Source organism: Edaphobacter aggregans DSM 19364, from assembly GCF_000745965.1.
Lineage (GTDB): Bacteria > Acidobacteriota > Terriglobia > Terriglobales > Acidobacteriaceae > Edaphobacter > Edaphobacter aggregans.
On sequence record NZ_JQKI01000001.1, the window covers coordinates 248,087 to 271,648 of the forward strand.

At 61.7% G+C, this 23,562-nt stretch carries 21 protein-coding genes; 5 read left to right on the forward strand and 16 right to left on the reverse strand.

Going from position 1 to position 23,562, the window contains the following annotated elements:
• Positions 1-421: 421 nt before the first annotated feature.
• The 7 genes from Q363_RS01120 to Q363_RS01155 form a co-directional block, all read right to left on the reverse strand.
• The gene (locus tag Q363_RS01120; RefSeq protein WP_051978171.1) at positions 422-1,204 is read right to left on the reverse strand and encodes a hypothetical protein; all 783 of its coding nucleotides are present in this window, start codon (positions 1,202-1,204) and stop codon (positions 422-424) included.
• Positions 1,205-1,534: 330 nt separating this feature from the next.
• On the reverse strand, positions 1,535-2,197 hold the full coding sequence (locus Q363_RS01125) for a PEP-CTERM sorting domain-containing protein (RefSeq protein WP_035347164.1): 663 nt from the start codon (positions 2,195-2,197) through the stop codon (positions 1,535-1,537).
• 619 nt (positions 2,198-2,816) lie between these two features.
• Positions 2,817-6,509 carry a TonB-dependent receptor gene (locus Q363_RS01135; RefSeq protein WP_157466452.1) on the reverse strand — a complete coding sequence of 1,231 codons (3,693 nt, stop codon included), beginning with the start codon at positions 6,507-6,509 and terminating at the stop codon, positions 2,817-2,819.
• A gap of 136 nt (positions 6,510-6,645) precedes the next feature.
• Positions 6,646-7,398, reverse strand: a complete 753-nt coding sequence (locus Q363_RS01140; protein ID WP_051978173.1) for an endonuclease III domain-containing protein — start codon at positions 7,396-7,398, stop codon at positions 6,646-6,648.
• Between the two features lie 22 nt (positions 7,399-7,420).
• Positions 7,421-8,374: an isoaspartyl peptidase/L-asparaginase gene (locus Q363_RS01145; RefSeq protein WP_035347169.1), complete on the reverse strand. Its 954-nt coding sequence runs from the start codon at positions 8,372-8,374 to the stop codon at positions 7,421-7,423.
• Positions 8,375-8,492: 118 nt separating this feature from the next.
• Positions 8,493-11,045 (reverse strand): TonB-dependent receptor, encoded by a 2,553-nt coding sequence (locus Q363_RS01150; protein ID WP_084079886.1) that lies wholly within the window; start codon positions 11,043-11,045, stop codon positions 8,493-8,495.
• 74 nt (positions 11,046-11,119) lie between these two features.
• On the reverse strand, positions 11,120-11,872 hold the full coding sequence (locus Q363_RS01155) for an acid phosphatase (protein WP_051978175.1): 753 nt from the start codon (positions 11,870-11,872) through the stop codon (positions 11,120-11,122).
• Positions 11,873-12,075: 203 nt separating this feature from the next.
• Between Q363_RS01155 and Q363_RS01160 the strand changes: the two genes are divergently transcribed.
• Together Q363_RS01160 and poxB are read left to right on the forward strand one after the other, a co-directional pair.
• Positions 12,076-12,306: a KTSC domain-containing protein gene (locus tag Q363_RS01160; RefSeq protein WP_035347174.1), complete on the forward strand. Its 231-nt coding sequence runs from the start codon at positions 12,076-12,078 to the stop codon at positions 12,304-12,306.
• A gap of 27 nt (positions 12,307-12,333) precedes the next feature.
• Entirely contained in the window at positions 12,334-14,073 is a 1,740-nt protein-coding gene (gene poxB / locus Q363_RS01165; RefSeq protein WP_035347176.1) for a ubiquinone-dependent pyruvate dehydrogenase, read from the forward strand.
• Between the two features lie 221 nt (positions 14,074-14,294).
• On the opposite strand, the gene Q363_RS45280 is transcribed toward poxB, so the two are convergent.
• From Q363_RS45280 to Q363_RS01195, 7 genes are all read right to left on the reverse strand, one after another.
• Entirely contained in the window at positions 14,295-14,429 is a 135-nt protein-coding gene (locus Q363_RS45280; RefSeq protein ID WP_281175957.1) for a hypothetical protein, read from the reverse strand.
• 27 nt (positions 14,430-14,456) lie between these two features.
• Complete coding sequence (locus tag Q363_RS01170; RefSeq protein ID WP_035347178.1) at positions 14,457-15,089, reverse strand: CDP-alcohol phosphatidyltransferase family protein; 633 nt, start codon at positions 15,087-15,089, stop codon at positions 14,457-14,459.
• A gap of 71 nt (positions 15,090-15,160) precedes the next feature.
• Positions 15,161-15,409, reverse strand: coding sequence for a hypothetical protein (locus Q363_RS01175; RefSeq protein WP_035347180.1), 249 nt, complete (start codon positions 15,407-15,409; stop codon positions 15,161-15,163).
• A 2-nt stretch (positions 15,410-15,411) separates the two neighbouring features.
• Entirely contained in the window at positions 15,412-15,885 is a 474-nt protein-coding gene (locus tag Q363_RS01180) for a GreA/GreB family elongation factor (protein WP_035347181.1), read from the reverse strand.
• Between the two features lie 153 nt (positions 15,886-16,038).
• Entirely contained in the window at positions 16,039-16,578 is a 540-nt protein-coding gene (gene ruvX / locus Q363_RS01185) for a Holliday junction resolvase RuvX (protein ID WP_245631969.1), read from the reverse strand.
• Entirely contained in the window at positions 16,559-17,011 is a 453-nt protein-coding gene (locus Q363_RS01190; protein ID WP_035347184.1) for an RES family NAD+ phosphorylase, read from the reverse strand. Before Q363_RS01190 ends, ruvX begins: the two co-directional genes overlap by 20 nt.
• Positions 17,012-17,470, reverse strand: a complete 459-nt coding sequence (locus Q363_RS01195) for an antitoxin Xre/MbcA/ParS toxin-binding domain-containing protein (RefSeq protein WP_051978185.1) — start codon at positions 17,468-17,470, stop codon at positions 17,012-17,014.
• Positions 17,471-17,868: 398 nt separating this feature from the next.
• Between Q363_RS01195 and mltG the strand changes: the two genes are divergently transcribed.
• Positions 17,869-18,852: an endolytic transglycosylase MltG gene (mltG, locus tag Q363_RS01200; protein WP_035347186.1), complete on the forward strand. Its 984-nt coding sequence runs from the start codon at positions 17,869-17,871 to the stop codon at positions 18,850-18,852.
• Between the two features lie 248 nt (positions 18,853-19,100).
• The gene (locus Q363_RS01205) at positions 19,101-19,979 is read left to right on the forward strand and encodes a lipoprotein (RefSeq protein WP_035347665.1); all 879 of its coding nucleotides are present in this window, start codon (positions 19,101-19,103) and stop codon (positions 19,977-19,979) included.
• Positions 19,980-20,151: 172 nt separating this feature from the next.
• On the opposite strand, the gene Q363_RS01210 is transcribed toward Q363_RS01205, so the two are convergent.
• On the reverse strand, positions 20,152-21,573 hold the full coding sequence (locus tag Q363_RS01210) for a DUF4382 domain-containing protein (protein ID WP_245631970.1): 1,422 nt from the start codon (positions 21,571-21,573) through the stop codon (positions 20,152-20,154).
• 256 nt (positions 21,574-21,829) lie between these two features.
• On the opposite strand from Q363_RS01210, the gene tsaA reads away from it, so the two are divergent.
• Positions 21,830-22,255: a tRNA (N6-threonylcarbamoyladenosine(37)-N6)-methyltransferase TrmO gene (gene tsaA, locus Q363_RS01215; RefSeq protein WP_035347187.1), complete on the forward strand. Its 426-nt coding sequence runs from the start codon at positions 21,830-21,832 to the stop codon at positions 22,253-22,255.
• Here tsaA and Q363_RS01220 read toward each other — a convergent pair.
• Positions 22,252-23,562, reverse strand: a complete 1,311-nt coding sequence (locus Q363_RS01220; RefSeq protein ID WP_245631971.1) for an MFS transporter — start codon at positions 23,560-23,562, stop codon at positions 22,252-22,254. The genes tsaA and Q363_RS01220 overlap by 4 nt on opposite strands.

Here is a 23,562-nt window from a genome sequence, read left to right on the forward strand (position 1 = left end):
GGATGCGGGGAAAGGATGCGGGGAAAGGATGCGGGGAAAGGATGCGGGTGCCCACATCTCGCTTTTGAGATGTGGGTTCATTCGCGCGAAGCGCGAACCCCATCACCAATCCACTAAACCTTGTCATCCTGAGCGAAGCGCAGCGGAGTCGAAGGACCTGCATTTTGCCTTTGCCTTGCTCCTTGCTCCTTGCTCCTTGCTCCTTGCTCCTTGCCTTTGCCCTTGCCGTTGCCCTTGCTCTCTGTCTTTGCCTCTGGGTACGCCAAGGCTTCAGCCTTGGCCCTCTAACAGCCCGCCGCGAAGCGGCGCACCGCACTGCCGGTAAGCCGGAGCGAAGTCCGAAGGACGAAGCGACCCAACTTCAAATCAGCGCCGAAGATCTCGAGCCCCCAAAAACATCCCCCAACGCCCGTACGCCGCATCACTCCAAACCAGCCACAACACCCGCCACCCCCGGAACCCGCACCACCCTCGCATCCTTCGGCGGCGAAAACCTCCCACCTACCAGATACGTCACCCCCAGCGCCGCCGTAAACTCCGGATAAAACACCCCAAGCGGAACCACATACTTCTTCGACTTCACCAGCGACTCCATTACCCCATCCACCCCATGGCTCCGCGGAATCTCCCCCGCAACCTCCGGAATCTCCCACACCGTAAACCGCACCTCCGGATGCCGCCTCGCATACTTCGTCAGCGACTTCGCCACCTGCTTCGGTGTCGTCATCCCCATATCCACCACCCACGCCCTATGCACCGACTTCGGAAAATAAAAGTTCAGAACCCCGCGCGAAAAATCCGCGCAGTTACGAAAGAACAGGTTGAAGTGGCTCACATTCCTCTGGTCGTTGTAAGCCGCAACAAACCGCTTGTCCTCCTCCCTCGTCGTCTCCATCTGGAACCCGTAGATCTTCCGGTCGTATGCCTCCCCCACCAACTGCACACAGTCCCCCTTCGGAGACCGCCCCTTCGGCGACTCCGCGGCCCCATACTCCGTCGCCTCATCCGGAGCGATCGCCTCCAGGTGCTCTCTCCTGTACCTGTCCCGCAGCTCATCCCGCAGCCGCGCATCGGCCACCAGCGGGATCTCGTCGACCCGATCCACCGCATACAGATAAGCCACGACCGGAACCGCGAGCCAGTCGTACCCCGCCAACTTGTGGTACCGGCTCAACACCACACCCTGCTCGCCCGCCCGGCACATCCGCAGCCTCCTCCATCAGGAACGCCACATCCCCGCGCGCTGGAGTCACCAGCGCCAGCACCAGCAACACTCCGAAGCCCCACGACCTGAGCAAACCGCCTTTCATCATTAGTTTGAGAACCAATACGCCCCGCCAAGTTGTGCTCGCCCCCTCGAAAAAACCCCCACCCCGCCCGTTTAAGTCACTGAGCCTCTGTTATTTCCACAGATAGCCCCTAAAAACTGGCAACGGAATCTCCACCCAAAAATGCGTTTTAAAAAGAAGACTGCCCCTCCAAATTCGACCCCGGAGGGGCAGTGCTGTCCCTAAGCGGGAAGATCCAATTCAATTCAAACGCTTCTTGCGAGCTTCCTGCGGATCGTTGTGGCGACACCAACCATGCCGGTCCCCAGCAACAGCAGGGACGAAGGCTCCGGGACAGGCGGAGGCGGCGGCACCCCAGGAGTTAGCGTGATGCCTTCCGAGGTAATGCCATGCTGCTGTCCAGCACTCGTCAGGTACAGCGCCTTCACCGAGGCTGCTCCCGAACCCGTCAACAGATCCGCCGCAGAAGTCAGCGCAAGCTGCCATTCAAACGTGTAGATGTCGCCGGAGTGCGCAACCTGCAGCCCAGAGGCTGGGTCGCTGTACGCCGAACAAAAAAACCCGTTACTGCCTCCCGCACAGCCATTTGCATTGAGCCCGGTCTCTACCGTGGTGCCGAAGCCGGTGGGAATCGGCGCTCCAATCAGCGTGACCGAACTGATGCTCGATGCGTTGGAGACCAGCTTGAGTGCAACTGCGTTCAGTACATCCGTCGCTCCCTGGTTGTAGTCGGTTGTGTCCACTTGCAGGAAGACGTCGAAGATGTTTGGGTCAGCGGTCGTGGTGTAGCTCAACGTATAGCTTGAGCCGTAACATGAGCCGCAAATCGGTCCAATGGTATCTGCCCTGGAGGGAAGCGTAAGACCCACGAGACAAAGAAAGAGAAAAGCTGCCAGTCTCTTCAGCATTTAGGGTTCCTTTGGGAAAGAGATTTCCGTAAGAAACGTTGGGAACGAGGGGCCGAGGAAGGGAATACTTACGGATGCCCGTGATAAGAGCAATCCTACTGCCGGAAAAGTTATCATCCATCGCTCAGACGTTACTCACGCTCCCTCTTCACTTACCTCGATCGCCCTTCCTCTATCTACGAAATGCCCTTCCCTCCCAACTGCAAGCCAATGCATAGGAATGTGGTACTTTTTCTGTGCGCATCCGTCATTCTGAGCGCAGCGAGGAATCTCAGTAGTTCACACTGCTTGCACCGCCACCAAAACCCAGCTCCCCAAATACTCCTCGCGGAGAGGCTGTTTTGCTTAAGGGCACGGCCCGCAAAAATCTTGTCAAGCCCCAAAACTGCCTAACTCCATCAAAACAAAAGAAATATAATGTGCCGATTTACCCCCTCTAATCTGCTATTCTTTAATTAATCTCAAAATAAAGCACATAGCCCCGGCTCCAAAGCCGGGGCTATCTCATTTGAAATCAATATTTTGACCATTAACCCATTTCGATGCAATATTTTAGCTTATCGAAATCGAGCAAACTGCAGATAACAGGCCACTTATCGATTCACCCCCGGGGGAGTTGTCAGAACGACAGCCGAGCCCCAAACTGGAACTGCCGAGGATCGCTCGCCGCCGTCTCCTGCCCCGCAGCTGTATAGAGCAGATTCACATCCAGCGTGTTGTTCTTGTTGATCAGGTTGAAACCGTCCGCCATCACCTGCAGCGAGACCTTATCGCCCATCTGGAACGCCTTCGCGATTCTCAGGTCGGTAAACACCACATAAGGCTTCGTCCCGATGTTCCGCGAAAGATTGCCCGTGTAAGCCGACGGCGGCGAACCCGCCGGAACATCGATGTAGCAAGGCAGATTGAACGCGCCCGTCGGCGAGTACTTGCTCAGAACCGGCGCGTTCCCGCAACTTGTCGGCCCGCTCCCCGGAGCAACAGCATTCGGCCTGTCCGTCAGCGGATTGAAGTCAAAGTTCGTATCCGTTCCCGTCAGAATATTGAACGGCCGTCCCGAGGCGAACTCGATGATCGGAGCAACCGTAATCTGCGAAAACACCGCGCTCATAAATCCGCCCGAGCCCACGCGGCCCGAGTTGTAAACGCCCGACAGCACAAACCTGTGCCTCTGGTCGAACGTCGAGTTCGACCGCTCCGCGTTCGGATTGAAGTTGTTCTGTGGAGCATCCGACGTCGAAACCACGTCCGTCGAATCATCGATCGCGTGCGACCACGTGTAGCTCGCCAGAAACTCGTACTTCTCCGAGAACCGCTTCTTCCAGTTCACGCTCAACCCGTTGTAGTTCGACGTGCCGTTCGTCCGGTTCGGATTCACATCCCCAAACGGAACCGGCAATCCAACGCCCAGCCCGCTCGCCGCCGCAATCTGGCTCGCCAGCGCAACGCACTGTCCCGCGCCCAGGCTCACCAGAAACGGAGCCAGCGAAGCATTCAGCCCCGACTTGCGGAAGAAGTTCAAAAGCGGCGGCGCAACATACGGTCCCGCAGGCCCGACGCCGCAAGGAATCGTCCCGCTCGCCGTCGCCACCGTCAGCGGATTCGAAGTCGGCCCCGCAACCGCGGTCACCGGAGTTCCCGGACGCACCGACGCCGTTCCCGCCCGAACCGCCGCAACCGCGGCGCGCCAGTTGTTCACCAACAGCCCCGCATTCACCGGGTTCGCATTGATCGGTCGGTTCAGCCGCCGCCCGCCGGTCGAGTTGTACGCGATGTTCAACGACATGTTGTGCCCCAGATCCTGTTCCACGCCGAATGAGATCTGCTGCACATAAGGCGTTACGTAGTGCAGATCCGCCTGCAAACCCGAAGGCAGAATCGCCAGCGGAAAGCCCGTCGCCAGGTAGTTCTGGTTCACGAAGATCGAGTTCGTATTGTTCTGATCGAACCTCTGCTCGCCCGGAAGATAGTTCAGGCTCGAGACCGGAAGGCAGTTCGCATTCGTCAGCGACCCCTGAAACGCACTCGTCGCATTCAGGTTCAGCGGACTCACCGTGCTCGCCGCCGTGCAAGGCGCTCCACCCGCAACGATCACCAGCGGAACCGTCGTCGAGTTGAAGACCGCCGACTGCGCCGACAGATTTCCTGGCGCGCGATCGTAGAAGATGCCGTAGTTCCCCCGAACCACCGTCTTCCCATCGCCGCGAACGTCGTATGCCAAGCCAACGCGCGGCGCAAAGTTCGTGTCCTGCAGCCGGATTCCCTCGCGAACCCCATATGCGCGCTCCGCCGCATACGTATTCGCGTTCAGCGCGCCCTGCGTCGGATACGCCTCAACGTCGTAGCGCAGCCCCGCGTTCAGCGTCAGCCTCTGCGTCACGCGCCAGCTGTCCTCCAGAAACGCGCCCAGCACCTTCAGGTTGTACTTGTACGTCGTCCGCCCGATGCCCTGCACGAACGACTGCGGAATCCCAAGTCCATAAACCTGGATCGGCGAAAAGCCCGGTAAACCCGCCAGCGCCGGCGAGATATCCGTCGCATTCAGCGCCGCAAACGTGTAGTCGCCGCCGCCATACAGATCGCCCTGCTTGAAGTTCATCGGGATGTAGCGCAGATCGACGCCCATCTTGAACGTGTGGCGACCGCGCGTGTACGTAAAGTAGTCCTGCAGTTGGTTCTGATTCTCGATGCGATCCACGACAGAAAAAGGAGTCTTGCCGAAGTAAGCAAACCCCGGAATGTTCACCGCAACACCCGAACCTCCCGGAGCCGTCGACGGCGCGAACAGCACCGGATGCCGCGCATACTGAAACCGAATCTCATTCACCTTGTTCGCGCTGATCACATACGTGTGCTGCCCGACGATCGCGAAGTCGTGCAGGCTCTGCGAGGCCGTACGCGAGAACGAGTTCTCGCCCAGATTCTGGTTCGCCGCATTCTCCTGAATGCCGGTGATGTGACTCGGGCTCACGCTCGAGCGCAGCATCAGCTGCTGCCGATCCGTCAGCTTATGATCGAGCCGCAGCGAGTAGACCTCTGTCTTCTCCGTAATCGGAAAATTTCCAATCAGGCTGTTCAGCGGCGTATACGATCCCGGAGTCGCCTGTCCCGACGTCACAAATCGGTTCGCCCCAATCGTCGGCTGCAGAAACGCCGGATTCCTGCCCGTGGTCGCCAGCGACGAGCTCGAACCCACCAGCGCAACGTACTGCTGAATCCCCGGAGTCGCCGCCGGAGCAGCTGTCAGAAACGCCCTCTGCGCCTGCGTCCCCTGCACGCTCAGCGATCCCGCAGGCGCGCCGTAGAACCTGCTCACATCGATGCTCGTCAGCCCGAAGTTATTGCGGCCAATCGTCGAAAAACCCGACTCCTGCCGCCGCGTGATCTCGGTCGAGAAGAAGTAAAACGTCTTGTCCTTCACGATCGGTCCACCGACGGCAAACCCAGCCTGCACCCGCGTATACGCCGGCTGATACACCGTCGAAAACGGGTTCGTCGCCTGGATGTACCGGTTACGCAGAAAGCCAAACGCACTGGCGTGCGTCGCGTTTGTGCCCGACTTGGTCACAATATTCACCACGCCGCCCGCGGCTCGCCCATACATCGCCGAGAAGCCGTTGGTCACAATCTGAAACTCCTGCACCGCCTCCTGCGAGACCGTCGTGCGCGAGCCTCCCGACGTGTAATCGCCCGCGTCCGCGCCGTCCACGTTGATCGAGTTCGACCGAGCCCTGACGCCGCCGAAGTTCAGCCCGCTCGTCGGAATCGCTCCCACCGCAGGCGCAGCATCGCGCGCGATCTGCGAGTTCGTCAGCGTGAAGTTGATGTAATTACGCCCGTTGATCGGCAGGTTCTGGATCCGCTCCTGGTCCACGGTCGTCGACTGGGAACTTCGCTGCGCCTCGATCAGCTCCGCCCCAGCGGTCACGTTCACCACCTCGGTGCCGCTGATCGAGAGCGTCAGCAGCAGCTGTGCCTGCTCGCCCACCGTCAGCACCACGTTGCTCGAGGTCAGCTTCGCGAATCCCGGAGCCGTCGCCGTCACCACATACGTTCCCGGCGGCAGCAGCAGCAGCTGGTAGTTGCCGCTGGCATCGCTTGTCGTCGAGCGGCTGAAGCCCTTCGACGCATCCGTGGCCGTCACCGTCGCGCCCGGAACAACCGCGCCGCTCGGGTCGTGCACTGTGCCGTTCAGCTGCGCCGTAGTGATGTTCTGCGCCAGCCCCGAACTCGCGAGCACTGTCACAAGGAAGAGAAGAGCACCCACACAGATCGAAGCAAGCGCAACTGGCCGTAGAAATCGCATTAGCATAACGTTCGCATCCCCTGTCCGCAGCCTGCCGCTGCCGGTTTCAGTGACCGTCAGAACGGCGAACGAAGCGACGCGATGTTCTACATGAATGCGTATTCAGATTGCAAGAGGGAAGATTCGCAGGTCGCTCAAAACCTCACTCCTTCGCCGCCACCTGCCGCTGCCCATACGGACAGATCTTCACTAACGGACACTGCCTGCACTTCGGCTCCGCGAACGTGCAGATCGTCTGCCCCAGCTGCTTGATTAGCTGATGATGATCGTCCAGCATCTCCGCCGTCCACGTCTCCGGAACCAGCCGCATCAGCCGCTCCTCCGTCGTCGCCGCATCGGCCCGCGGAGTCAGCCCCAGCCGCTGCGTCACCCGAAGATGGTGCGCATCCACCGGGATCGCCCGCCGGCGCAGCGAGGAGAAGTTCACGATCGCCGCGCTTACCTGCCTGCCGACGCCGGGAAGCTGCTCCAGCCACGCGCGAGTCTTGTCCGTGCGATACCGCGCCAGAAAGTCCAGTGTCAGCGAGCCGTACCGCTCCGTAATCTGCTCGAGCGCCGCCTTCAGGTAGAGCGCCTTCTGTTCCGGAAACGTGATGTCGCGAATCGCCTCCTCGATCTCCCCGAGCGGAGCATCGCGCAGGTTCTCCCACGTCCCGAAGCGATGGCGAAGATTGCGGACAATGGCATACGTCAGCTCCGTCTTCGTCCGCGAGGCCAGCAGCGAATAGATCATCTGTGACAGCGGGTCCCAAGGCTCGCGCCTCTTCGGCTCGCCGAAGTGCCCCAGCAGCAGCCGATGCACATGCGGCAGACGATCCGCCTCTTCCGGCGTCAATCGCCGTCGACGTGCTGACTCATCGTCACCGGTCGGAAAAAGCTCCTGTTCAGACGCCATCACGGCTCAATTCTATTGAGTTTCAGGGATTCCGCGTCACGCCAAGCTGCACACCATCGGCCGTCTGCAAGCCCCACGCCATCCGCGGTGTGTTGTGCGCCAGTCCGACGCGACCGTTGCGATCCAGAAGAATCATCCCGCCGTGCCCGCCAAGCCGCGCGTACAGATAGTCGATCGCCGCCTGCGCCGCCTCCGCGGGAGTCGCTCCCGCGGCCACGCGATCCACGGCCCACTTGCCGAGCACCAGCTTCATGATCGGCTCACCCCAGCCCGTCAACGAGACCGCCGCCGACTCGTCGTCCGCATAACACCCGCAGCCGATCAGCGACGAATCGCCCACGCGCCCCGGAGCCTTCGACAGCGTCCCGCCCGTGCTCGTGCCCGCTGCGATGTGCCCATGCTGATCGAGCGCAACCGCGCCCACCGTGTCGTGCGAGAGCAGCGTCACGTCTTCCTTCTCCTTGTCCAGACCCACCGGCCCGGAGAACGTCGTATCCACCGCGCCCTCAAGCTCCGCCTCCTGAAACGCCATCAGCCGCTCGCGCTCACGCGGAACGATCAGCTCCGTGTTGTCGATCAGCGCCATGCCATGCTGCATCGCAAACCGCTCCGCGCCGGTCCCCACGAAGTACACATGCGGGCTGTGGTCCAGCACCAGTCGCGCCGCGCAGATCGGATTCTTCAGCCGCTCCACGCACGCCACGCCGCCCGTGCGAAGGTTCGCGCCATTCATCAGCAGAGCGTCGAGCTGCACGCGACCGTCGCGCGTCAGGAACGACCCGCGCCCCGCATCGAAGGCCTCATCGTCCTCCATCACCGCAACCGCGGCCTCAACCGCATCGACGGCGCTCGCGCCTCGCTCCAGCAGCGCATAACCGGCAGCAAGAGCATTCGCAATTCCAGCCTCATGGGCCGCAATCGCATCGTCCGGCATCGCCCACGCGCCGCCGTGAATCAGGAGAATAGGAGAGTTCATTCATGATCGATTGTAGTGAACTTGCGCACTCGCCGTCGTTATGACACGAGTGTCCACCTTAAACCCGAAACGCGAAGAGGAGCAGCCTGAGCCGCTCCTCCTCGCCCTACAGCATCCACTACTCCCTGCGCGGCGAAAGCCCGATCACGAACGACACCGTCACGCTGCGCCCGGCCAGCAGGCCTAGCGTATCGCTCGGGTCAGGCGTGTAAACGTTCGCCTTCACGCCAGGCGTCAGGCTGGTTGTGCCGCGCTGATCGAACACGTTGTTGAAGCTCAGCCGCAGCTTGCTTTGGTCGAAGAACGAACCCTTACGCATCGTGACGTTGAAGAACAGGTTCGTCAGGTTGAACGAGTTGATGGGTGCATACTGGTTCAGCGTGATGCCGCTGAACTTCGTGCCGTTGACGATCAGCGAGCCTCCGCTGGTGCCGTCGTTCCACATCGAGCCGACGCGCTTGTTGAAGATGCCGAAGTCCAGGTACTTCTGCTGATAGGTAAGCCCCAGGCCCTGGGTGTTGCCGGGCGTGTTCGCCACCCACTTGTTGTAGTTCGGGTTTACCACGCCGCTCACCGTCTGCGAGACATACTTCGTTGTGCCCACGGTGCCGTTGGCATACAAGCTCAGGCCCTTGTAGAGGTAGAAGTTCGCCTCGCCCTCAAAGCCCTTCGCTGCCTGGTTGCCGGCCTGCGTGTACTGTGTCGCCGTCGGCTGGTTGGGGTCCGGCGAAGCCGTAAACACGTTCTGGAAGTTGATGTAGTAGTAGTCGCCGTTCAGCGTTGCGCGCCGCAGCTTCAGCACCGTGCCTGTCTGGAAGCTGTTCGCATAGGTCGGCTTCGGCAGTGTCGAGACCACTGCACCTGTCACGTCGAACACCGAGCTCGGCGGAATCACCGATCCGGTCGAGTACTGTCCGTACACGCTCCAGTTCTGCTTGATGCGATAGTTCGCATCCGCGCTGGGCAGGAAGCTGTTGTATCCCGCCGAGTGCGTCGTGAACGCAGCGCCGCCGAGATTGCCGACCGTCTTGCCATTGTCGGCGTACTGCTTCAGGTCCTGGGAGTAGTGCGCCCACTTGAAGCCGCCGGTGATCGTCAGCGCACGCGTTGCATGATACTCGTACTCGGCAAACGGCTGATAGCTGTTGGTCCAGAACTTCTCGTGGAAGTTCGGCAGAACGTCGTCCGTGTGGGTCAGTGGGTCCGAGGGAATCTGGTAGCGGTCCGTCGCAGCCCACTCGTACCACATGCCGGTGCGGAAGGTGCCGTACTTCGACACCTTGCTCAGCGACGTAATCTCGCCATACTTGCGGTAGCTGTTCAGCTTGTCCATCGCGCAGGGACGTATGCCTTTGACCGGCGCGCAGTTCACCGCGTTGATCGGCTTGCCGCCCGAAGGCTGCGTCGCGTAGTACTGCGCGTTGTAGTAGCTGTACGTGTAGGGCTTGGTGTCCAGATACCATCCCTTGCCGAGCTGCTGCTTGTAGCCCACATACTCAAAGTCCGTCGGGACCCAGTAGGTGTTGTACGCCTGGTAGTTCTGCTGTGTGGGATCGGTGTTCTGCAGCAGATAGTTGTATCCGTACTTCGCCACCTGAGCCGTCGTCGGTCCCTTGATGTTCGGAGTATTTGCGACCAGCCAGATCACGCCCGCAAAGCCCGTCAGCACCTTCGTGTCCGAGAACTTGTACTGGTACTTCAGCGAGCCCGCGTCGCGCTGCTGGCGATTCAACGTCTGGAAGCCGTCCGAGCTCATGTGGTGAACGTCCACCAGCACGTTGTTGCGCTTCTTCTCACCGCCGAAGTTGCCCGAATCGAAGGCGAAATCGCCGAGGATCGTGTTGAACGATCCATAGCTCATGCCACCGCGGATGTTGCGTACATCCAGCATGTCCTTCGACAGCAGGTTGACCGATCCGCCAAACGGCGTCGGCCCAACCGTCGAGGCCGTTCCCGGGCTGCGATCGAAGTCCACGCCGCCAAGCCACTGCGACGGAAAGAATGCCCACGAATGGTGCGAGGGCGTGTTGGTGTCGTTCCACGGAATCCCGTCGAAGGTGATGTCGTACAGACCGTCCGAGAAGCCGCGGAAGAACATCTTCGCATCGCCCAGGCCCACGCCGTTCGAGTTGATGCTGAAGACGCCCGGCGTCATCTGCATCAACTCGGTGTAGTCGGCCACCGGCGACGAGAAGTTCTGGATGAACGCCGTGTTCACCTCCGTGCGCGCGCTCCGCGCATCCAGCAGGCCGTCCATCGGAGCGTACTGCGCCGCCACCGAGTTCGAGTTGTTCGCCTCCACCGTAATCTGATCCGTCACCGATCCGACGTTCAGCGTCATCGCCACCTGTGCCGGATGGTCGGCCGAGACCGCGATGCCCTTCTTCGTCGTCAGCGCGAAGTTCGCCGCCGAGGCCTCCACCGTGTACTTACCTTCCGGCAGTGCCGGCGAGGTGAAGTGCCCCGTATCGTCGCCGGAGATCTTCGTCACCGCGCTCGTGCTCTCGTTCCGGAAGACGACGGTCGAGTGCGGAATGCCCGTCCCCATCGTATCGGCCACGTTGCCGGTGATCGTGCCGGACTGCTGTGCCACCATCGTGGCGGTAGAAATCAACGCCAGTGCAATCATCCGCAGCGGCGAAACTATCCTTCGCAAACTCATTCCATGCATCGCAAAGCCTCCAAACATTGAGTGGTTGTTCCGCTCGGACAAAAGTGGTGGTTTGTGCAGCGATCAGGGCGGGCTTATGGATTCAGGCCCAGCGCTTTCCGCGTCTCTGCCTGTGCTGCTGCAAGCTCTCTCTGGAATCGCGGCTCCTCGGTCATGCTGCCGAAGACCACGTAGGCGATCCGGCGGCTCGCCTCGAGGTCGCTGGACGTGTGAACACCGCAGACCAGACGGTTGTGCGCATAGTTGTCCGCGCGCTCAAGAATCTCCGCACTCTTCTCCGGAACCATCTTCGCCAGCGTCAGCGCAAGCATGTAGCCCGAGACCGTGTGGCCGCTGGGATACGCGTTGTGCTGCGTCGTGACCTTGCACACCGGGTGCAGCGTCGCGTCCACCTGGTAGGGACGCTGACGCGCAAAGCGCTCCTTGAGGCCGTTGCTCGCGACAGGCTCGTCACCGTGCACATGTGCCGAGAGCGCCGCCGTCAGGGGCAGCGACTGCGCGTTGAACGAGGGACCAAGCACCGTCCGGTAGACGAAGATGTCCTCTTCCGCATCGTCGTCCTGCGCCGCCTTCACCTGCTCCGGTGTCCGCGCCTCCTGAATCCGGTGAAGCTCCGCGAACTCCGCCTTCGTCGTCACCGAATCCTCCGCGGGCGGCGCCGGAATCATCGTCATCAGCGGCAGCCGATCAGGATGGATGAAGTAAGGCTCATGTTTTGCCTTGGGCGGCTTCGCCCCGACATCGGTCTTGAGCCCCTGCGCGCATGCCGCCACATGCGCAAAACACACGAGCCCCAGCGCACCGGTAACTCCAACAAGATGTCTCATGGTGTTTCGAAGACTAGGGGGGCTTTGTGAGAAGGCCTTTACGGAAGCGTGAATAGAGGGTTTAAAATATTGAAAATAGATAGGTTATACGCCAAAATTTCTCAAAAATATTAAGCTTGGCTTAAGCTGGCTGTGCCTCGTCCGTTCAAGAGAATGTCACGAAACTCCGAAGCTCGCATCTCAAGGGAGAGACCGTATCCACGATGCCTTCGAACGTCATCGCCGCCATCAGCGACAACTCCGAGCACCGTACGCTCACCATCACCTATCCTGGCACCCGCGGAACCTACCGCTACGACAACGTAACTCCTGAGGAGTGGGACGAGCTCCGAGCCGCTCCTTCCAAAGAAGCGTATCTGAATCACACCTTCAAGGAACGACAGCATCCCTACGAACGTGTTCCCTCCTCACAGGGCATACATCGAGTCAAATAACTCCCACCGACCTTTTCTGGAGAGACCATGGCAAGGACCATCGCAGAGATCATCGTCGAGAGCCTGAAGAACTCGGGCGTCAAGCGCGTCTACGGCCTTCCCGGCGACTCGCTCAACGGCTTCACCGACGCCATCCGCAAGGACGGCAGCATCGAGTGGGCCCACGTCCGCCATGAAGAGGTCGCCGCCTTTGCCGCCGGAGCCGAGGCGCACCTCACCGGCTCGCTCGCCGTATGCGCCGGAAGCTGCGGCCCGGGCAACCTGCACTTCATCAACGGCCTCTTCGACTGCTACCGCAGCCGCGTGCCGGTGCTCGCCATCGCGGCACACATCCCCTCGCACGAGATCGGCACCGGCTACTTTCAGGAGACGCATCCCCAGAACCTCTTCCGCGAGTGCAGCAGTTACTGCGAGATGGTTAGCGTCCCGGAGCAGATGCCGCGCCTGCTCGAGATCGCCATGCGCTCCGCCATCACGCAGTCCTCCGTCGCCGTGCTCGTCATTCCCGGCGAGATCTTCCTCCACGAGGCCGTCAACGACGCGCCCGTCCTCCCCATCGCCACGCCCGACACCATCCTTCGCCCCAGCGACCAGGAGCTGCACAAAGCAGCCGCCATCATCAACGAAGGCAAAAAGGTCACCATCCTCGCCGGCTCAGGATGCAAGGGCGCGCACGCCGAGCTGGTCGCCACCGCAGCAGCCCTCAAGGCTCCCATCGTGCACGCGCTGCGCGGCAAGGAGTACATCGAGTTCGACAACCCCTACGACGTCGGCCTCACCGGCCTCATCGGCTTCAGCTCCGGCTATCACGCCATGGAGAGCTGCGACACCCTGCTGATGCTCGGCACCGACTTCCCCTACACGCAGTTCTTCCCGCCGAAGGCGAAGGTCATCCAGGTGGACATGCGCGGCGAGCAGATCGGCCGCCGCACCACCGTGCACCTGGGCCTCGTCGGTAGCGTGCGCGACACGTTGGCTGCGCTGCGCCCAATGCTCACACCGAAGACCGACGAGGCGCGCCTCGACGCCCACATCCGTGACTACAAAAAGGTCCGCGAGGGGCTCGAAGAGCTCGCACAACCCGACAACAACCGGACGCCCATCCACCCCCAGTACGTCGCCCGTCTCATCGACAAGATCGCGGCCGACGACGCTGTCTTCACCTGCGACGTCGGAACCCCCACCGTCTGGGCGGCGCGTTATCTAACCATGAACGGCCGCCGTCGCCTGCTCGGGTCCTTCGTCCATGGTTCGATGGCGAACGCCGTCGCCCAGGCCATCGGAGCGCAGGCCTCGCACCGCTCGCGGCAGGTCGTCGCGCTGGCCGGCGACGGAGGAATCGCGATGATGCTCGGAGATCTCATCACCCTGCGCCAGCTCAAGCTTCCCGTCAAAGTCGTCGTCTTCAGCAACAGCTCGCTCGCCTTCGTAGAGCTCGAGATGAAGGCCGCCGGCTTCGTCAACTACGGCACCCAGCTCGACAACCCTGACTTCGCCGGCATCGCCCGCGCCATCGGGCTCCACGGCGTGCGCGTGGAGGAGCCCAACGACCTCGAAGCCGGGCTCCGCCAGGCTTTCATCGACACCCCCGGTCCCGCGCTCGTCGAGGTCATCGTCAACCGCCAGGAGCTCTCCATGCCCCCGACCATCACCTTTGAGCAGGCAAAGGGCTTCTCCCTGTGGGCAGCGAAGTCCGTCCTCAGCGGTCGCGGCGACGAGGTCCTCGATCTCGCAAAGACCAACGTTCTCCAGCGCATTCTGTCGTAGCCGCACCGGCTCGCCTTCGCGGGCTAGTGCCGACCGTTGCTCATCCGCAGCATCACGTCCGTCGATCGTCGCACATGGCCTCCCAGCCAGCGCACGAACTTCGCCCGCGCAGGAATGCGGCTCCAGACTCCACTCCTCGCCCACCACCGTCAGGTTGTGCGTAAAGTGCCGCTTGAACACCGTCACGCCGTGCAGAGGATGCGTCACAGGCTCTCCCACCGTCACCCGCCCATATCGAACCAGCACGCCCCCTGGTGCTTCGACCACAGGATCAGGTCGCGCACCAGGCGATGGCTGATCGAAACCTTCAGGTTCGGGATGTGCGTTGTTCCGCCTGCGCGGTACTCTCCGCTCATCCCGCTCATGCAGCCCCAGGAAAAAGGCTACGGAACCAGAAGAGCTTTCCTGCGCTCGGTCTCAACGTACGTATATCGGATGCGGTGTATGACCGTAATGGTTGACATCACCGCCAGAACCCACAGCGCCGCCGCCATCACGCCCCACTTATTAAACAGCGCCCCCAGGATCACGCACACGATCCTCTCAGGTCGCTCCATGAAACCCACCTTGCAGGTCCCGATCAGCGCCTCGGCGCGCGCCCGCGTGTAGCTCACCATCAGGCACGCCGTCATCACGAAGGCGACCAGGCCCACGTAGAACAGCCGGTTCCCGCGCGCGTAGTACACCAGCAGCCCGAAGAAGATTGCTACGTCCGAGTAGCGGTCGATCACCGAGTCGAAGAACGCTCCAAACACCGAGACCTGGTTCGTCGCTCGCGCCACCCGCCCGTCCACCATGTCGAAGATGCCTGCGCCAATAATGATCAGCCCGGCATAAAAGAACATACGGTTGGCATGCGCCCCGCGCGCAAACCCGAAGAACAGCGCCGCAACAATATTGATGATCAGCCCGATGAAGGTGAGCGTGTTCGGCGAGATGCGGGAGAGCGCAAGCCCGTTCACGATCTTCTGCAGCAGCCATCCGCTGCCTCGTCCGAATGCACTTGTCCAGGTCATTTCTTGCCGTTTACCAGTCTATCCTCGCAGCGTTCAGAACTGCTCGTTTACGTCCCGCCACTCATCTGGCTTCACATCAAACTCATACTCTGCTTGATGGAGAGCTTCCTCAATATCCTTATGCCAGGTATCAGCAACCATTCCCTTTTCTGGGATGTGGAGGAGATAGAGCCTGAATCTCCGGGATACTGAGCAATCTTCAACGAAACAAATGGCGGAAATTCAGTCACCGTCTTTCCGTCGGTGTAGCTGTGCTTCGTTCGCCCCGGACGATAGTGATGATCCTTCAATTCGACCTTCTTCAGGACACTGAAGCTCATCCTTACTCCGTAGCGTCGTGAATCGTCACCAGCTTCAGAATCTCCAGCTCGCGCTTGCCGTTCGGAGTCACCACCGTCGTCGTGTCCCCTTCCTTCTTGCCCAGCAGCGCGCGCCCGATCGGCGATGTCGTCGAGATCAGCCCCTTGGCCACGTCCGACTCTTCGCTCGTCACCAGCTTGTAGACGATCTCCTCATCCTTCGAGCTGTCGAACACCGTCACCGTCGCGCCAAAGCCGACCTTGTCGTGTGGGATGTTCGTCAGGTTCACCAGCGCCAGCTCGCCCATGCGCTTCTTCAGCTGGCCCAGCCGCGCGTTCACAAACACCTGCCGCTGCTTGGCCATGTGGTACTCGGCGTTCTCGCTCAGGTCGCCTAGCGCGACCGCCTTCTTAATCTCGGCCGGAAGCTCGGTCGTCAGCTCGTACTCTAGCTGCTTGATCTCCTCTTGCAGCCGCTTCATGATCTGTTGTGGCATTGGGGCCTTCCCCGTTCCTTAAACATTGCGCCCTGTGGAAACATTGCGCCCCTGTGGCCTTCTTAGCCACAGGAATACCCTCCAGTGGCAAAAACGCGCACATGGGGGTGAAAGTACGATTATACGACGCCGGAGGCCGAAATCCCGTTCGCCTCAGACCCCGCCCCGGCTCCGAGCGTCCAGAAACGACTGTAGAATCAACATCGCAGCCACCTGGTCGATGATTCCTTTCCTTTCTTGCCGCCCTCCGTGGCCTGCCTCATCCAGGTGCCGGTGCGCCTGCGTCGTCGTAAGTCGCTCATCCCAAAGGTGAACCACCACGCCGAACTGCGCCCGCAGCTCCTCGGCGAACGCCTGCGCCTTCAACGCCTGCGGGCTCACATCCCCTGACATATAGAGAGGATTCCCCACCACAACCTCCTCCACCCCATGCCGCCGCAGCAGCCGCCCGACGGACTTCATATCCTCCCGCAGACGAGTCCGGTGAATCGTCAGCAGCGGCTGCGCCGTATACCCCAGCGGGTCCGACACCGCCACCCCGATCCGGCGGTCCCCCACATCGAACCCCAACACCCGCGACGGACCCATGCCTCCCGGCAGAGGCTCTCCCGCACCCTCACCCTCGTGCTGAAACTGCTCTTCCTGCATCACTATGAGTGTAAGCCCGCAAAGTCTATCGGAAGAGCCGCGCATCCCAGTGAACCGGCTCCGGATCCTCGGCACGAATCACGGCAAACTGCGGATGCAACGGATTGAACACAATATTGTTCTCGCGGCCCAGGGTGACTAAGCTCGGCACCCTCAGAACCGCAGTTCGATTCTCCCGAACCCACCGGTCGCCAAAACCCCGCGAGGCCGCCATGTCCTCAGCGTCCCAGCCTGAGACGTCGGCAGCCGAGACCGTCTCGACCTTCGTCTTCTCCGGGATATGGATGCGGACCACGCGGTGGTGCTTGGGCGGCTGCGAGAGATTGGCGTGTACCAGCACCTCAAGCAGAGCGCCAGCATAGGTCTCGGCGGCATAGATGGCACGCACCCCAACAGAGTTCCAGCGGCCCCCATGCAGCATCGCGCCGGTTGCGTCGAAGATCGGGTGCCGAGAATCGGCAATACGATACGCGATCATCTATACCGGCAGCCCAAAGTAGAGCTTATCCAGCAGGTCTTCCACCCGCCGCGCACCAAGCTCCGTTCGCGAGACCTCGAGCGGAGTCGCCCCGTTGAGCTCGCGATGCGGCGTGCTCATCCACTCCCGGGCCTGCTCCCGGTCGTCCCACACATACTCCGCCGCGGCCAGCACCCGGGCCAGCCTCTCCGTCCGCTCGCTCTCCTCCACCGAGAGCCGCTTCGCGCGCCGCTTCCACGTCGCCTGCGGAACTACCTTGAACTTGTACGCACTCGCCACACGTCGGTCCGCATACAGACGATAGGAGAGCCGCTCCAGAGCACGCTTCGGCAAACCGGCCGATACAGCAGACTCCAGTTCGCCCACGGTACGGATCGACGCCCCCAGCCCGAGAATCTCAGCAATCGACTCCGGTGCAATCATCGCCAGCTCTCCCTGGATCATTATAGCCCACTTCATGGCTCAACTGAGCTGTGGCGCTAACATCAAAATTTGTCACACCCCACCAGACGGGTGCCCCATCTTCGGCGCGGTCTTATCGCGCCGAAGATGGGCATTCGAGCGAAGCTCGAACCGCACTTCTGAGGCCCCCGATTCGTGAAATCAAATCCCAGCAAGAATAAAGGCCGTGCCAATGAGAGCGAACCCTCCGACAAACCACAAACCGAAATTCTTCCATCGAAGTCAGACCCTTACGGTCTCGTTTCGGCCACCAGAACCAGACCGCCCAATAGCTCGCCATCCCGGCATACATCAACGCGAGGTCTTTCAGCTTACTCATATCCCAGATCCCTACCGAAGCAATCTGAATCTTCTCCGTCCTACAATACACTTCTGTACGGAGGGCCCTCCCACCAGTGAAGTTCTTCCTCACTCTTCTTCTCCTCCTCCTGATCGCCGCAGGAGTCGCCTACTGGCTCGTCACCACCCCCTTCGGCCCGACAACCGAGACCTTCGTCGAGATCGCCCCCCACACCCCCACCGCCGACATGGCCTCCCAGCTCGAAAAGGCCGGCGTCATCCGCAACCGCTATGCCTTCGAGGGCTTGCGCCTCATCGAAAAAGGCACCCTCAAGGCCGGCGAGTACCGCTTCGACCACCCCGTCCCCATGACCGAGGTCTACCGCCGCATCGTCCACGGCGACATCTACACCATCGGCATCACCATCCCCGAGGGCTACAACATCTTCGACATCGCCCAGGCCATCCAGGACGCGGGCCTCGGCCAGCGCGACGACTTCCTCGCCGCCGCGCGCCGCCATACCGAGCTCATCGCCGAGTGGGCAGACCCCCAGCACCCACTCGTCTCCCTCGAAGGCTTCCTCTTCCCCGACACCTACCACTTCGCCCGCCACACACCCGCCGGCACCATCCTCACCGCCATGGTCCACCGCTTCCGCCAGGCCGCCCAGCAGCTCAACCTCCAGGGACCTGAGGCCTACCGCACCGTCATCACGGCCTCGCTCATCGAAAAAGAGGTCGCCGTCGGCGCCGAGCGCCCGCTGGTCTCCGGAGTCTTCCAGAACCGCCTCGCCAAAAACATCCCCCTCGCCACCGACCCCACGGTCATCTACGCCGCCCTGCTCGACAATCGCTGGCGCGGAACCATCTTCGCCTCCGACCTCGCCTCACCCTCGCCCTACAACACCTACAAGCACCCCGGCCTGCCCCCGGGCCCCATCTGCAATCCCGGCATGGCCTCCTTCCAGGCCGCCCTGCACCCTGCCCAGACCGACTACCTCTACTTCGTCTCCGACGCAGCCGGCCACAGCCGCTTCGCCGCGTCTCTCAAGGAGCACAACCAGAACGTCCAGAGCTACCGCCACGCCCAGCAACACTAACCTGTCGTGAATCGTCATCTCCACTCGAGCGATATTCCTCCGACACGTCATCTCGACCGCAGCGCGCGCGTAGTGGAGAAGCCTGCCCTGAGCGAAGTCGAATGGGACCCTATATTTCACCGTGCCTAGTCAGGCAACCCTGCCACTCCAACTTTCCCGGAACCCCAACCCCTTCCCTAACATCTAATACCTACAGCAAGAAAACCAAACCTCCCGGACGGATATACTTAACCTTCGTGCGAATGAAGATGAGACAAGCCTTAGCGCTGGCAGTGATCGGCATCGCACCGGCGCTCACAGGATGCCTTACCCGTACCCGCTACGTTCCCAAGACCCGCGTCGCTGACATCATCATCAGCACCTCCTTGGATGCCATGGCCAAGCAGCTCGACAGCCGCTACGAGGCCGTCCAGACCTTCAACGCTGGCGTCGAGATCTCCGCCACCACTGGCGGCGGCCTTGAGGGCAAGGAGGTCCAGACCCTCTCCTTCGCCGGCTACATCCTCATGCGCAAACCGGAGTTCCTGCGCGTCCTCCTGCTCGTCCCCGTCGTCCGAACCCAGGCCCTCGACATGGTCTCCGACGGCCATAACTTCAAGCTCCTCATCCCCCCGCGCAAGCGCGCCATCGTCGGCTCCAACACCGTCACCACCCAGTCCAAGAACCGACTTGAGAACCTTCGCCCCGACGTCTTCTTCGACTCCATGTTTATCCAGGGGCCCGAGCAGGACCAGATCATGTCGATGACCACCGACATCCGCGTCATCGAGTCCGGCAAGAACAAGAAGGACCTCATCGAGGAGCCCGCCTACGCGCTCCAGATCCTCGCCATGCCCGAGGGACAGATCGTTCGCACCCTCCGCGTCATTCACATCAACTCCACCGACCTGCTCCCCTACCAGCAGGACATCTACGACACCAACGGGCAGGTCGTCACCAAGGCCTACTACAGCAGCTACCAGTTCTACGGCAACATACCCTTCCCCTCGAAGATCATCATCGAGCGGCCCCGCGACCACTACTCCCTCACCGTCACCGTCACCAAGCTCACCCTCAACGGCCACTTCGACGACGACCAGTTCGAGCTCAAGATCCCCGAGGGAATCAACGTCGAGACCATGAAGTAGCCCGCCCTCACTTCAGGTACTTCGCCACATCCAGCTTCGCCGAACGCGGCGAGTCCGCCGAGACCCTTCGGCAACTGGTTCAGCCTCTCGCAACCGAAAAACAACTAGCGCCCCCCTCAAAACAGAAAGGGCCGGAGTCTCACGACCCCGGCCCGTTCCTGCATTCACTGCTTTACTGGCACTGCGTAAACGCCAACGTCCCGACTGTGAGCGAGAAGTTATTCGTCAGCGCATACGCCTGCGTCTTTTGCTCCGGCGGTGTGCAGTTAGCCGTGCCTCCCGACGAAGGCACAAACGCCAGCCCGTCGACGACGTACGTCGCCAGCGGCGCGCTCAGCGCCAGCGCCGGCCCGCTCGTCGAGTACACCCCGACATACGGCCCGCCTGCCGGAAGCGCCATCGTGTAGCTCGTGCAATCCGTGTTCTGCGGGCAGCTTGCCTGTGCCGCCGTCTCCACCGCCAGCGTCGGCGCGTGCTGCTGCGCCGTCGGAAGCAGCGGAATCGTAAACGTCGAGGTCCCAGCCGTCTCGAGCGCGCTCAGCGCAACATCCGCAACCGTGCCGGCGGCCGGTGTTGCGCTGTTCTGCGACGTCACGATCCCTTGCAGCGCCACGCCGCCCTGCGTCCCCGCAGTCGACGCATACAGGCTCACGTTACCCGTTGTCTGCCCATTGGCGACCCCGGTCACGATCGAAGGCTGGTAGGCAACTCCGCTCGCATCCACCCCCACGATGACCACGTCATACGTTCCCGCCGGAATCGGGCAGAAGACAAACGACCCGTCCGTGTTCGCCAGCGTCGACATCACCACGCGGTCGATACCCGCCGCGTCCTTCTGCTCCAGAGCCACCACAACCGTGCCGCTCACCGGGTTACCCGTCGCCTTGTCCAGAACCTTGCCGTTGATCGAGGTCGACGTCGTGCTCACCTCGCCTGCATGGAGCACCGGCTTCAGCCGATACTGCCCGTTGCCCTGCAGCACAATCGACTCGCACGTACTGAAGTCGATGTTCAAATCCTTCGTCTGACCATCACCTATATTGAAGCCCCCCGAAGCGATCTGCCCCGAAGGAATCTTGATTCCCGTCTTCGCCTCGCTCGAGAGCAGCAGCGTATGCACGCTGTTGTCCGTACCCAGTACAACGCAGTTCGCCGAGCCCTGGCACAGGTTGTTCGCAATATTCGCGCTATTGTCCGCAAGAATCAGCCGTATCTGCTGATAGTTGCCCGCCTGCAGCTGCAGCGCGTCTCCCAGCGTCGCCAGAAAACACTTGTTGTCCGCCTGTCCCAGCAGGTCGATCTGCTTCGGCTGCTTTCCAAGATTGGGCGTCAGGTCCGTCCATCCGGCGTCGTTATCTCCCGCCGTCGCGCTCGTATGCGCCTGCACGTCGGTGATCGTCACATAGACGTGGGCAAACGGTCCGCTCGGTCCCGCACAGGTCGCCGGATCGCTGATGCTGACCGTGGCCATCCCATGCCCGGTGGTCGTCGTCGATGTGTTCTTGCCGTCTCCGCAGGCCAGAATCCCAACTCCGGCAAGCAAAAAACTGGTGGTTAAAAAGAGAGCCCACAATTTACTGGTCTTATTGGCCATGGTTTTCCGTCAGGCAGCGTACTTAGCCGCCGCCTTAATGCCTCCATTTTGGTCTGTTTATTCCTAACCAATTGGAGAAAACCATGGGCCCACAACCATATCCACAATCAAACAAGCCAGCAGTAGATCTAACACACCGACAACATAGAAGGTGCCGCATAAGAACCGCGAGACACATCCCCCTGACATTGTATTGACAAAACGCGGGCCGAAGGGGGCTAAATCGACCCCCATAAAGCGATACCATCACCCAAGAATGATCCTCACCCCCATCGGCCGCATCCGCTCCACCCTCACCGACCGCACCAACGCCCCGCGGCAGGCCGCCGAGGGCGCGCCCCCCGCCACTCTCGAGATCCTCCCCGACTACGCCGAGGCCGTCGACGGCCTGGAGCCCAATCAAGACATCTGGATCCTCACCTGGCTCCACGACGCCGACCGCGACACCCTCCGCGTCCATCCCGGCTCCGACCCTCGCAATCCCATCACCGGAGTCTTCGCCACCCGCTCCCCCGACCGCCCCAACCCCATCGGCCTCCACCGCGCGACGCTCCTCCGCATCGAAGGCCTCACCCTCCACGTCGACGCCATCGAGACCATCGACGGCACCCCCGTCCTCGACATCAAGCCCGTCCTCAAATCCGAAACCGCACGCAACCCCTCGCTCTGCGAGAAACGCTAACCCTTCTGCGCAATCCGCATGCCGCTCGGAGCCGCAAGCGTCGCGTAGCTCAGCGCGCCCAGAAGCGTCACCGCGCTGCAAACCCCCAGCGCAATCGTGAACGAGTGCGTCCGATCGAGCAGCCATCCCGTCACCACCGGCGCAGCCGAAGCGATCATGAAGCTCGCGAAGTTCTGCAGCGCCCCCAGCGAAGCCACATACCGCAGCGGACTGATCGCCTGCACATACCCCCACCCCGAAGTCCCGCCGAAGTGAATGAAGAACAGCGCCGCGCTGATCCCCGCCACTGCCTGCGCCGTCGACGCACTGTGCGCCACCACAAACGTCCCCGCCGCCGAGGCCGCCATCCCCGCCACAACAATGCGCCGGTGAATCGTCGTCAGCGGCGCGCCGCGCTTCGCCAGCCAGTCCGCCAGCACACCGCTCGTCAGCATCCCCACCGCCCCCGCAAGAAACGGCAACGCCGCCACCCACCCGCTCTTCGCCAGCGACAGGTGCCTCTGTTCCTCGAGATACGACGGCAGCCACGCCAGGTACAGCCACACCGTGTAGTTCACGCCACCCCAGCCCAGCATCATCCCCCACACCGCGCGCTGGCGAATCAGCACCCTCCAAGCCGACTCCGTTGCCTCGCTCACAACCTGCTCAGTCTCCGGCTCCGCAAACTCCGTATCGCGCCGCGCGCGATGCAGCACAATCCACGCCGCCGCCACCACCAGCCCCGCGGCCCCCAGCACCACAAACATCCCTCGCCACCCGATCGCGAGCATGATCCACGTCAGCGCCGGCGGCGCCAGCGACAGCCCCAGTGTCTGCGACGTGCTCATCACCGCCGTCGCCCTCCCCCTCGTCTCCGCGCTAAACCACTCCCGCACCGACCGTATCCCCGACGGATAGAACGGAGCCTCCCCCGCCCCCAGCATCACCCGCAGCACAAGAAACTCCGGCAAACTCCGCACAAACCCCGTCAGCATCTGCGCCGCCGACCACACCACCAGCCCACCACCCAGCACCGCACGCGTCCCCACCCGGTCCAGCAGCCCGATCAGCGGAAGCTGCGCCAACCCATACGCAAACGAAAACGCCGACAGCAGCCACCCCATCTGCGTCGCATTCAAATGCATCTCCGCCCGCACGGTCGTGTTCGCAATCGACAACGACGAGCGGTCGAGAAAGTTCACGATTCCCGCCAGAAACAGCAGCAACAACGTAACCGCCTGCTGCCGACGAAGCCCCGCCACCCTGCCGGTCTCCGTCAAATCCCGCCCCACCCGCACCCCGCCACCCGTCTGCATCGTGCAGACCAT

What these genes read in the sequence shown, in the direction of transcription:
- Q363_RS01120 (WP_051978171.1), bottom strand. Translation starts at nt 1,204, where the DNA reads ATGTGCCGGGCGGGCGAGCAGGGTGTGGTGTTGAGCCGGTACCACAAG.
- Q363_RS01125 (WP_035347164.1), bottom strand. Translation starts at nt 2,197, where the DNA reads ATGCTGAAGAGACTGGCAGCTTTTCTCTTTCTTTGTCTCGTGGGTCTT.
- Q363_RS01135 (WP_157466452.1), bottom strand. Translation starts at nt 6,509, where the DNA reads ATGCTAATGCGATTTCTACGGCCAGTTGCGCTTGCTTCGATCTGTGTG.
- Q363_RS01140 (WP_051978173.1), bottom strand. Translation starts at nt 7,398, where the DNA reads ATGGCGTCTGAACAGGAGCTTTTTCCGACCGGTGACGATGAGTCAGCA.
- Q363_RS01145 (WP_035347169.1), bottom strand. Translation starts at nt 8,374, where the DNA reads ATGAACTCTCCTATTCTCCTGATTCACGGCGGCGCGTGGGCGATGCCG.
- Q363_RS01150 (WP_084079886.1), bottom strand. Translation starts at nt 11,045, where the DNA reads ATGCATGGAATGAGTTTGCGAAGGATAGTTTCGCCGCTGCGGATGATT.
- Q363_RS01155 (WP_051978175.1), bottom strand. Translation starts at nt 11,872, where the DNA reads ATGAGACATCTTGTTGGAGTTACCGGTGCGCTGGGGCTCGTGTGTTTT.
- Q363_RS01160 (WP_035347174.1), top strand. Translation starts at nt 12,076, where the DNA reads ATGCCTTCGAACGTCATCGCCGCCATCAGCGACAACTCCGAGCACCGT.
- poxB (WP_035347176.1), top strand. Translation starts at nt 12,334, where the DNA reads ATGGCAAGGACCATCGCAGAGATCATCGTCGAGAGCCTGAAGAACTCG.
- Q363_RS45280 (WP_281175957.1), bottom strand. Translation starts at nt 14,429, where the DNA reads ATGAGCGGAGAGTACCGCGCAGGCGGAACAACGCACATCCCGAACCTG.
- Q363_RS01170 (WP_035347178.1), bottom strand. Translation starts at nt 15,089, where the DNA reads ATGACCTGGACAAGTGCATTCGGACGAGGCAGCGGATGGCTGCTGCAG.
- Q363_RS01175 (WP_035347180.1), bottom strand. Translation starts at nt 15,409, where the DNA reads ATGAGCTTCAGTGTCCTGAAGAAGGTCGAATTGAAGGATCATCACTAT.
- Q363_RS01180 (WP_035347181.1), bottom strand. Translation starts at nt 15,885, where the DNA reads ATGCCACAACAGATCATGAAGCGGCTGCAAGAGGAGATCAAGCAGCTA.
- ruvX (WP_245631969.1), bottom strand. Translation starts at nt 16,578, where the DNA reads ATGCGCGGCTCTTCCGATAGACTTTGCGGGCTTACACTCATAGTGATG.
- Q363_RS01190 (WP_035347184.1), bottom strand. Translation starts at nt 17,011, where the DNA reads ATGATCGCGTATCGTATTGCCGATTCTCGGCACCCGATCTTCGACGCA.
- Q363_RS01195 (WP_051978185.1), bottom strand. Translation starts at nt 17,470, where the DNA reads ATGAAGTGGGCTATAATGATCCAGGGAGAGCTGGCGATGATTGCACCG.
- Q363_RS01205 (WP_035347665.1), top strand. Translation starts at nt 19,101, where the DNA reads ATGAGACAAGCCTTAGCGCTGGCAGTGATCGGCATCGCACCGGCGCTC.
- Q363_RS01210 (WP_245631970.1), bottom strand. Translation starts at nt 21,573, where the DNA reads ATGGCCAATAAGACCAGTAAATTGTGGGCTCTCTTTTTAACCACCAGT.
- tsaA (WP_035347187.1), top strand. Translation starts at nt 21,830, where the DNA reads ATGATCCTCACCCCCATCGGCCGCATCCGCTCCACCCTCACCGACCGC.
- Q363_RS01220 (WP_245631971.1), bottom strand. Translation starts at nt 23,562, where the DNA reads ATGGTCTGCACGATGCAGACGGGTGGCGGGGTGCGGGTGGGGCGGGAT.